At 62.4% G+C, this 7,512-nt stretch carries 9 protein-coding genes; 8 read left to right on the top strand and 1 reads right to left on the bottom strand.

Annotated elements, in window-relative coordinates; translation table 11 throughout:
* From LH464_RS12330 to LH464_RS12320, 3 genes are all read left to right on the top strand, one after another.
* On the top strand, nucleotides 1–1,115 hold a 1,115-nt coding region (locus LH464_RS12330), incomplete at its 5' end, for an ABC transporter ATP-binding protein (RefSeq protein ID WP_226786678.1).
* A 19-nt stretch (nucleotides 1,116–1,134) separates the two neighbouring features.
* Nucleotides 1,135–1,956 carry a 4-hydroxy-tetrahydrodipicolinate reductase gene (gene dapB / locus LH464_RS12325; protein WP_226786677.1) on the top strand — a complete coding sequence of 274 codons (822 nt, stop codon included), beginning with the start codon at nucleotides 1,135–1,137 and terminating at the stop codon, nucleotides 1,954–1,956.
* A gap of 21 nt (nucleotides 1,957–1,977) precedes the next feature.
* Nucleotides 1,978–2,613: a 2,3-bisphosphoglycerate-dependent phosphoglycerate mutase gene (locus LH464_RS12320; protein ID WP_226786676.1), complete on the top strand. Its 636-nt coding sequence runs from the start codon at nucleotides 1,978–1,980 to the stop codon at nucleotides 2,611–2,613.
* 24 nt (nucleotides 2,614–2,637) lie between these two features.
* Here LH464_RS12320 and phnF read toward each other — a convergent pair whose 3' ends face one another.
* Nucleotides 2,638–3,378, bottom strand: a complete 741-nt coding sequence (phnF, locus tag LH464_RS12315; RefSeq protein WP_226786675.1) for a phosphonate metabolism transcriptional regulator PhnF — start codon at nucleotides 3,376–3,378, stop codon at nucleotides 2,638–2,640.
* A gap of 82 nt (nucleotides 3,379–3,460) precedes the next feature.
* Between phnF and phnG the strand changes: the two genes are divergently transcribed.
* The 5 genes from phnG (at nucleotide 3,461) to phnK (ending at nucleotide 7,460) form a co-directional block, all read left to right on the top strand.
* Nucleotides 3,461–3,934 carry a phosphonate C-P lyase system protein PhnG gene (phnG, locus tag LH464_RS12310; protein ID WP_226786674.1) on the top strand — a complete coding sequence of 158 codons (474 nt, stop codon included), beginning with the start codon at nucleotides 3,461–3,463 and terminating at the stop codon, nucleotides 3,932–3,934.
* Nucleotides 3,934–4,530: a phosphonate C-P lyase system protein PhnH gene (gene phnH, locus LH464_RS12305; protein WP_226786673.1), complete on the top strand. Its 597-nt coding sequence runs from the start codon at nucleotides 3,934–3,936 to the stop codon at nucleotides 4,528–4,530. Before phnG ends, phnH begins: the two co-directional genes overlap by 1 nt.
* 10 nt (nucleotides 4,531–4,540) lie before the next feature.
* Entirely contained in the window at nucleotides 4,541–5,650 is a 1,110-nt protein-coding gene (locus LH464_RS12300; protein WP_226786672.1) for a carbon-phosphorus lyase complex subunit PhnI, read from the top strand.
* A 137-nt stretch (nucleotides 5,651–5,787) separates the two neighbouring features.
* A complete protein-coding gene (locus LH464_RS12295) occupies nucleotides 5,788–6,687 on the top strand; it encodes an alpha-D-ribose 1-methylphosphonate 5-phosphate C-P-lyase PhnJ (RefSeq protein ID WP_226786671.1) in 900 nt (299 codons plus the stop codon).
* Nucleotides 6,684–7,460 carry a phosphonate C-P lyase system protein PhnK gene (gene phnK / locus LH464_RS12290; protein ID WP_226786670.1) on the top strand — a complete coding sequence of 259 codons (777 nt, stop codon included), beginning with the start codon at nucleotides 6,684–6,686 and terminating at the stop codon, nucleotides 7,458–7,460. Before LH464_RS12295 ends, phnK begins: the two co-directional genes overlap by 4 nt.
* Nucleotides 7,461–7,512 lie beyond the last annotated feature (52 nt).

The following is a 7,512-nucleotide window of genomic DNA, read 5'->3' as shown; positions in this document are numbered from 1 at the left end:
TCGTGAAGGCCTTCACGATGGAGCAGGAGCTGACCCGCAAGGTGGAAGGCATCATTGGTCAGGCGGAAAAGCGCGCCAATCGCATCGCGCGCCTTTCGGAGCGCACCGCGCCGCTGACCGAAACCTTCGCCGGCTTCGCGATTTCCAGCGTACTGGCCTATGCGGCATTCCGTTCGATCTATGACGGCGTGCCCCCCGGCGCGTTTTTCGCCTTCGTGACCGCCCTCCTGCTCGCCTATGACCCTGCCCGCAGGCTCGCGAAGCTTCAGGTGCAGATGGAGCGCGCCGTAGTCAACGCGCGCATGATCTACGCACTTCTCGACATGCAGCCGCAGCAGCGTGACAAGCCCGGCGCCAAGGATCTGGTCGTCACGGATGCACGTATAGAACTGCAGGACGTGACCTTCTCCTATGCCAGCGGTGAGCCTGTCCTGAAAGGCGTCAACCTGTTGGCGGAAGGCGGCAAGACAACCGCGCTGGTCGGCCCCTCCGGCGCCGGCAAGTCGACCATCATCAGCCTTATTCCGCGCTTCTACGACCCATCCGGCGGGCGCATCCTGATCGACGGGCAGGATATTACCGAAGTCACAAAGGCATCGCTACGGCATCACCTCGCCTATGTCTCTCAGCAACCCTACCTGTTCGAGGGCACAATCCGCGACAACATCCGCTACGGCCGGCCGGAAGCGACGGACGCTGAAGTCGAGGACGCTGCAAAGCTTGCCTACGCGCATGACTTCATCCTCGCTCAACCCTTCGGCTACGAGACGCCGGTCGGCGAAAACGGCGTGACCCTGTCGGGCGGGCAGCGGCAGAGGCTTTCGATCGCACGCGCCCTGGTTCGCAACGCGCCGATACTTCTTCTCGACGAGGCGACGTCTGCCCTCGACAACGAGTCCGAAGCTGCCGTCCAGAAGGCACTCGATACAGCGATGAGCGGTCGAACCGTGGTCGTCATCGCGCACCGTCTCTCGACAGTCGTCAATGCCGACAAGATCATCGTCATGCACGAAGGCCGCTGTCTGGAAGAAGGCACCCATGAGACGCTTGCGCGGCAGAAAGACGGTCTTTACGCTCGCCTCAACAATCTTCAAGCGCCCGAACCGGGTATCTGACCAAGGAGCCGATGCCCGCATGAGCGACAATCCGATGAAACTCGTGGTCGTAGGCGCAGGTGGCCGTATGGGGCAGACCCTGATCCGGGTGCTTCACGAAACCGATGGCGTCGTGCTGCATGCGGCAGTCGAACGCGAAGGGTCTCCTTTTATCGGCAAGGATGCAGGCGAGCTGGCCGGTGTCGGGCCGATCGGCGTGCCGGTGACAGCAGACCCGCTCAAGGCCTTTCTCGATGCCGAAGGCGTCCTGGATTTCACCGGCCCTGCCGCCACGATCAACTTCGCCGGCCTCGCGGCCCAGGCGCGCATCGTCCACGTGATCGGCACGACCGGCTGCTCACCCGCGGACGACGAGAAGATCAAGGCAGCCGCCCGTCACGCACGCGTCATCAAGTCGGGCAATATGAGCCTCGGCGTCAATCTTCTGGGCGTCCTTGTCGAGCAGGCCGCACGCGCCCTGCCGGCCGCGAACTGGGACATCGAAGTCGTGGAAATGCACCACAAGCACAAGGTCGATGCACCATCCGGTACCGCCCTGCTTCTCGGCGAGGCCGCGGCCGCGGGACGCGAGATCGAGCTTCTGTCAAATGCGGTCAAGGTCCGCGACGGACATACCGGCGCGCGTGAGGCAGGAACGATCGGCTTTGCCACGCTACGCGGCGGTTCCGTCGTCGGCGATCATTCCGTCATCATCGCGGGTGAAGGCGAGCTCGTCACCCTGTCGCACAGCGCCCGCGATCGTTCCATCTTTGCCCGCGGCGCTGTCGTCGCTGCCCTTTGGGGCCGCGACAAGAAGCCCGGTCACTATGACATGCTCGACGTGCTCGGGCTTTCCCACTGATCATCCGAAGGAATTGACTTCATGAGCGGCACTCTCGTCCTTGTTCGCCACGGCCAGAGCGAATGGAACCTGAAAAATCTCTTCACCGGCTGGCGTGATCCTGGCCTGACGGAACTGGGCGTCCAGGAAGCCGAAGCCGGCGGCCAGGCGCTCGCCGATACCGGCATCAAGTTCGACATCGCCTACACCTCCGTTCTGGTGCGCGCGCAGCACACTCTGAAGATCGTGCTCGACAAGGTTGGCCAGCCTGACCTCGAAACGATCCGCGATCAGGCTCTTAACGAGCGTGACTACGGCGACCTTTCCGGCCTTAACAAGGACGACGCCCGCGACAAGTGGGGCGAGGAACAGGTGCATATCTGGCGCCGCTCCTACGACGTTCCTCCTCCAGGCGGGGAAAGCCTGCGCGACACAGGCGCCCGCGTGTGGCCGTACTATATGACCGACATCCTGCCGCGCGTCCTGCGGGGCGAGAAGGTGCTGGTCGCAGCCCACGGCAATTCGCTGCGCGCGCTCGTCATGGTACTCGACCGCCTGACGAAGGAACAGATCCTGAAGCTCAACCTCGCGACCGGCGTGCCGATGGTCTACACGCTCAACGCCGATTCCACCGTCGCCTCGAAAGAAGTGCTTGGCGACATGTCCGGCGCTCATTGATCCGAGGGCCGCTCGCGCGGCTTCTCAGTTTTCGATGGTGAACTGAACCCGGTCGGCCGCAAAGCGGCTGACCGCATATTGTACCGGCACCCCCGCCGGATCGGCATTCAGCGACCTTGTCACGAGCAGGATCGCACCGGGCGAAAGCTCCAGATCCCTCAGGTCGTCGCCATCCGCATGCGTAGCGGTGACCTCCGTCGTCACCCGCACGTAATCGTCCAATCCCAGAGACCGGAATGCAACCGTGATCGAGCCGCTCTCCCCATAGGCGCGGCCGATCCCCGCAAAGCGTTCGGCCGGGAACCAGGCCGTCGCACGCGACACCGCACGTCCATCCGCCTTGCGCAAAGTCTCAAGTCGTATCACCGTTTCCTCGGGCGCCAGTCCGAGACGGCGCGCCAGTTCGTCAGATGCGGGCTCCACCGTCGATGACAGAAGAATCCCCTCCGTTTCGAGGGCCTGGGCGCCAATCCCCTCATTGAACCGTGTCCGTCGCGAGATCGGAAAATTCAGCCGATCCTTGCGTTCGATCATCGTGCCGACACCTTGAACGGCCCTGACGATACCTTCCTGTGCAAGCGCCGCGAGCGCGCTTCTCACCGTATGCCGGTTGACGCCAAACTGCGTCGCCAGCATGATTTCCGGCGGCACGCGGCCTGTCTCATCGAATTCACCCGCGGCTATCGACGCGCGAATACGATCGGCAATCTGCCGCCACAATGCCACTCCGCTCTGTCGCTGAACCACCGTCGAATTCCCCGCCATGTCATACTCTTGTCACTTGCTGCCGTTACTCATACAGTAACTTGTATGGTTGTCTATATCAATAGACATTTGAGAGAGGCCAATGACAATCCCTGCTCCCGCGATATCCGCCGCCGAGACGAATGAACGGCAACGCGTTGCCCGTCTGCTCGCTCACGCCACGAAACAGGAACTCCAGGATGCCTGGGACGCGCTTGCCGAGAAGCCGGTGGTGAAGCCTGTCCGTGGGCCGGAAACGGGCCTGGTGATGGTCCGTGGCCGGATCGGCGGCGGCGGCGCTCCCTTCAATCTCGGTGAAGCGACAGTGACGCGTGCCACGGTTCTTCTGGGATCCGGCACAGCCGGACATGCTCATGCGCTTGGCACCGACAAGAGCAAGGTTCGCCTCGCAGCGGTCTTCGACGCTCTGTGGCAGGATGAGCCTTCCCGCGCCTTCGTCGAGAACGAAATCCTGATGCCCGTTGAAATCCGTGTTGCTGCAGACGACAGGCGACAGGCGGAAGAGACCGCAGCCACCCGCGTTGATTTCTTCACAATGGTCCGGGGAGACGACTGATGGCCATGCAAGCACAAGCCCTTTCCGGCGGTTTTCATGAACCCGTATACGATTCACAAGCCGTCTTCCGTCTCCTGATGGACGGGATGGCACGCCCTGGTACCGTGCAGACCGTTTCCATCGATATCGGCCAGCCCACACCGCTCGGGCGCGCCGCCGGCGCGATCGCCCTGACACTCTGCGATGCCGACACGCCCGTATGGCTGCAGCCGGCCGTCGCGAAATCGGCTGCCGCCGAATGGATCGTCTTCCACACCGGCGCAACCATCATCGCCGAAAAGGCCGAGGCCAGGCTCGCCTTTCTGACTGCTGGCTCGCGGCCTTGCTCGCCGGGTCTCTTTTCCGCCGGGACACAAGAATATCCGGACCGCTCGACGACGCTCGTCATCGAGGTCGAGTCCTTCACGTCGGGCAAGACGATGACGCTCTCCGGACCGGGGATCAAGACGCCGCTGACGGCAACGGTCGCAGGTCTTCCGGACATATTCCTAAGCTTCTGGGCGGACAACAGGGGGCTCTTCCCGAGAGGCGTGGACGTGATCCTTACCGCCGGTGACAGGCTGCTCTGCCTGCCCCGCACAACCACCATCGCATGAGGAAACCGGCATGTACGTAGCTGTAAAAGGCGGCGAAGCCGCCATCGACAACGCACACCGGCTGCTTGCGGACCGGCGCCGCGGTGACAGGTCACTTCCATCGGTAACCATCGACCAGATCGTCGAGCAGTTGGCGCTCGCCGTTGACCGGGTCATGGCGGAAGCCTCCCTTTACGATCGCGCCCTTGCGGCACTTGCCGTGCGGCAGTCGCGCGGCGACCTCATCGAGGCGATCTTCCTGCTGCGCGCATACCGTACGACGCTGCCGCGCTTCGGCAGCACGGTCCCGGTGGATACCGGCAAGATGAATATCGAACGACGGATCTCTGCCACCTACAAGGACTTGCCGGGCGGGCAGGTCCTTGGGCCGACATTCGACTACACGCATCGCCTGCTGGACCCATCCCTTCTCACGGACGAAGTTGTGGAGGAGGCTTCTCGCAAGGAACCGCTTGCGGGCGAAACAACCCGCGTCTCGGACATCCTCGCCACCGAGGGCCTCATCGAAGCAGACGGGGTGTTGCCGGACGATCATCTGGCGGGCGACCTGACCCGTGAGCCCCTGGAATTTCCGATGACGCGCGACCTGCGGCTACAGGCGCTCGCTCGCGGCGACGAGGGCTTTCTGCTGGCGCTCGGTTACTCCACCCAGCGTGGCTACGGCCGCAATCACCCCTTTGTCGGCGAAATACGCATCGGCCAAGTCGAGGTGGAGATGGATGTCCCGGAACTGGGCTTTTCAGTCTCGCTCGGGCGTATCCAGGTAACGGAGTGCCAGATGGTCAACCAGTTCAAGGGTTCGTCCAAGGCACCACCGCAATTCACCCGCGGTTACGGCCTCGTCTTCGGACAGAGTGAACGAAAAGCGATGAGCATGTCTCTCGTCGACCGGGCACTCCGGGCGGAAGAACTTGGAGAAGACATCAAGGCACCCGCACAGGACGAGGAATTCGTCATTTCCCACTCCGACAACGTGCAGGCGACCGGCTTCGTCGAGCACCTGAAGTTGCCGCATTACGTGGATTTCCAGGCCGAGCTCGGACTGGTGAGGAAGATGCGCGCCGATATCGAAGGCGCGCAGGACAATGAAAACGCAAGCGTACAAGACGCTGCTGAATAACCCCGATTATTTGCGACCTGCCTCGCCGTACCAATAGGCGCAGCAAAAGCCGGTCACTGCAAACACCGAAAAGAACATTGTGATCAGAAGGCCAGTATCCATGACAATCATCTCCTTTTGCTTGGGAGAAACACGCCATGTCTCCTGAAGTTCCATCCGACAGCGGCCTGGCGGCCTACAACTTCGCCTATCTGGACGAACAGACGAAGCGAATGATCCGCCGCGCGATCCTGAAAGCTATCGCTATTCCCGGCTACCAGGTGCCTTTCGCCTCGCGCGAGATGCCCATGCCGTACGGATGGGGAACCGGCGGGGTTCAGGTGACCGCATCGATCATCGGTCCGGACGACATCCTGAAGGTAATTGACCAGGGCGCCGACGACACGACCAACGCGGTATCGATCCGCGCCTTCTTCCAGAAGGTCGCCAATGTCGCGGTCACCACCCACACGGGGGACGCGACCATCATCCAGACGCGCCACCGCATTCCCGAACAGACACTCTCGGAAGGCCAGGTTCTCGTCTACCAGGTCCCTATCCCGGAGCCACTGCGCTTCCTGGAACCTCGCGAGACCGAGACCCGCAAGATGCACGCGCTCGAGGAATACGGCCTCATGCATGTGAAGCTCTACGAGGACATCGCGTATAACGGCCGGATCTCCAAGACCTATGCCTATCCGGTAAAGGTCGCGGGACGCTACGTCATGGACCCTTCCCCGACGCCGAAATTCGACAATCCCAAAATGCACATGTCGGAGGCACTGCAGCTCTTCGGCGCCGGTCGCGAAAAGCGCATCTACGCCATCCCGCCGCACACCGAGGTCGTTAGCCTGGATTTCGAGGACCACCCCTTCGAGATCCAGCGTTTCGACAAGCCCTGTGCGATGTGCGGAGCGGAAAACGTCTACCTCGACGAGGTCATCCTCGACGACAAGGGCGGGCGCATGTTCGTCTGCTCCGACACCGATCATTGCGAGGACCGGCGCGAACAGGGTCACGTGGGCGAACTACTGGCGATCCAGGAGGCAGCGGAATGAACGACACACCTCTTCTCAAAGTCAGCGCCGTCTCGAAGTTCTACGGCCAGCGGATCGGCTGCAAGGAAGTCTCATTCGATCTCTGGCCCGGCGAAGTGCTGGCTATCGTCGGTGAATCCGGTTCGGGCAAGACGACACTCCTCAACTGCATCTCGACGCGGTTGATGCCCACCGCCGGCAGCGTGGAATACACGATGCGCGATGGTACGGTCCGTGACCTCTACCACATGAGCGAGGCGGAACGCCGCTTCCTGATGCGCACGGACTGGGGCTTCGTGCACCAGAACCCGGCCGACGGTCTGCGCATGACCGTTTCGGCCGGCGCCAATGTCGGCGAAAGGCTAATGGCGGTCGGCGACCGCCATTACGGCAATATCCGGGCCACGGCCAGCGACTGGCTATCGCGCGTCGAGATCGGCGTCGACCGTATCGACGATGCGCCCCGCGCCTTTTCCGGCGGCATGCGGCAGCGCCTGCAGATTGCGCGCAATCTCGTGACCGGCCCTCGCCTCGTCTTCATGGACGAGCCCACCGGCGGCCTCGATGTCTCGGTGCAGGCGCGTCTTCTCGATCTGGTGCGCGGTCTGGTCAACGACCTCGGCCTTTCGGCCATCATCGTCACCCACGATCTGGCGGTTGCCCGTCTGCTATCGCATCGGATGATGGTGATGAAGGACGGCTACGTCATCGAGCAGGGGCTGACAGATCGCGTCCTCGACGACCCGCGCGAGCCCTATACCCAGCTTCTCGTTTCTTCGATCCTGCAGGTCTAAGGGGACGCATGGTCCCGAAAAATGGTCTCCGGCTTTCGGACAAGACCATGCG

It is taken from the genome of Pseudorhizobium xiangyangii, from assembly GCF_020531965.1.
GTDB lineage: Bacteria > Pseudomonadota > Alphaproteobacteria > Rhizobiales > Rhizobiaceae > Neorhizobium > Neorhizobium xiangyangii.
Note: the sequence above shows the minus strand (reverse complement) of the source record. Positions and strands in the feature narration are given on the sequence as shown.

What these genes read in the sequence shown, in the direction of transcription:
- LH464_RS12295 (WP_226786671.1), top strand. Translation starts at nt 5,788, where the DNA reads ATGTCTCCTGAAGTTCCATCCGACAGCGGCCTGGCGGCCTACAACTTC.
- LH464_RS12320 (WP_226786676.1), top strand. Translation starts at nt 1,978, where the DNA reads ATGAGCGGCACTCTCGTCCTTGTTCGCCACGGCCAGAGCGAATGGAAC.
- LH464_RS12300 (WP_226786672.1), top strand. Translation starts at nt 4,541, where the DNA reads ATGTACGTAGCTGTAAAAGGCGGCGAAGCCGCCATCGACAACGCACAC.
- phnH (WP_226786673.1), top strand. Translation starts at nt 3,934, where the DNA reads ATGGCCATGCAAGCACAAGCCCTTTCCGGCGGTTTTCATGAACCCGTA.
- phnG (WP_226786674.1), top strand. Translation starts at nt 3,461, where the DNA reads ATGACAATCCCTGCTCCCGCGATATCCGCCGCCGAGACGAATGAACGG.
- dapB (WP_226786677.1), top strand. Translation starts at nt 1,135, where the DNA reads ATGAGCGACAATCCGATGAAACTCGTGGTCGTAGGCGCAGGTGGCCGT.
- phnK (WP_226786670.1), top strand. Translation starts at nt 6,684, where the DNA reads ATGAACGACACACCTCTTCTCAAAGTCAGCGCCGTCTCGAAGTTCTAC.
- phnF (WP_226786675.1), bottom strand. Translation starts at nt 3,378, where the DNA reads ATGGCGGGGAATTCGACGGTGGTTCAGCGACAGAGCGGAGTGGCATTG.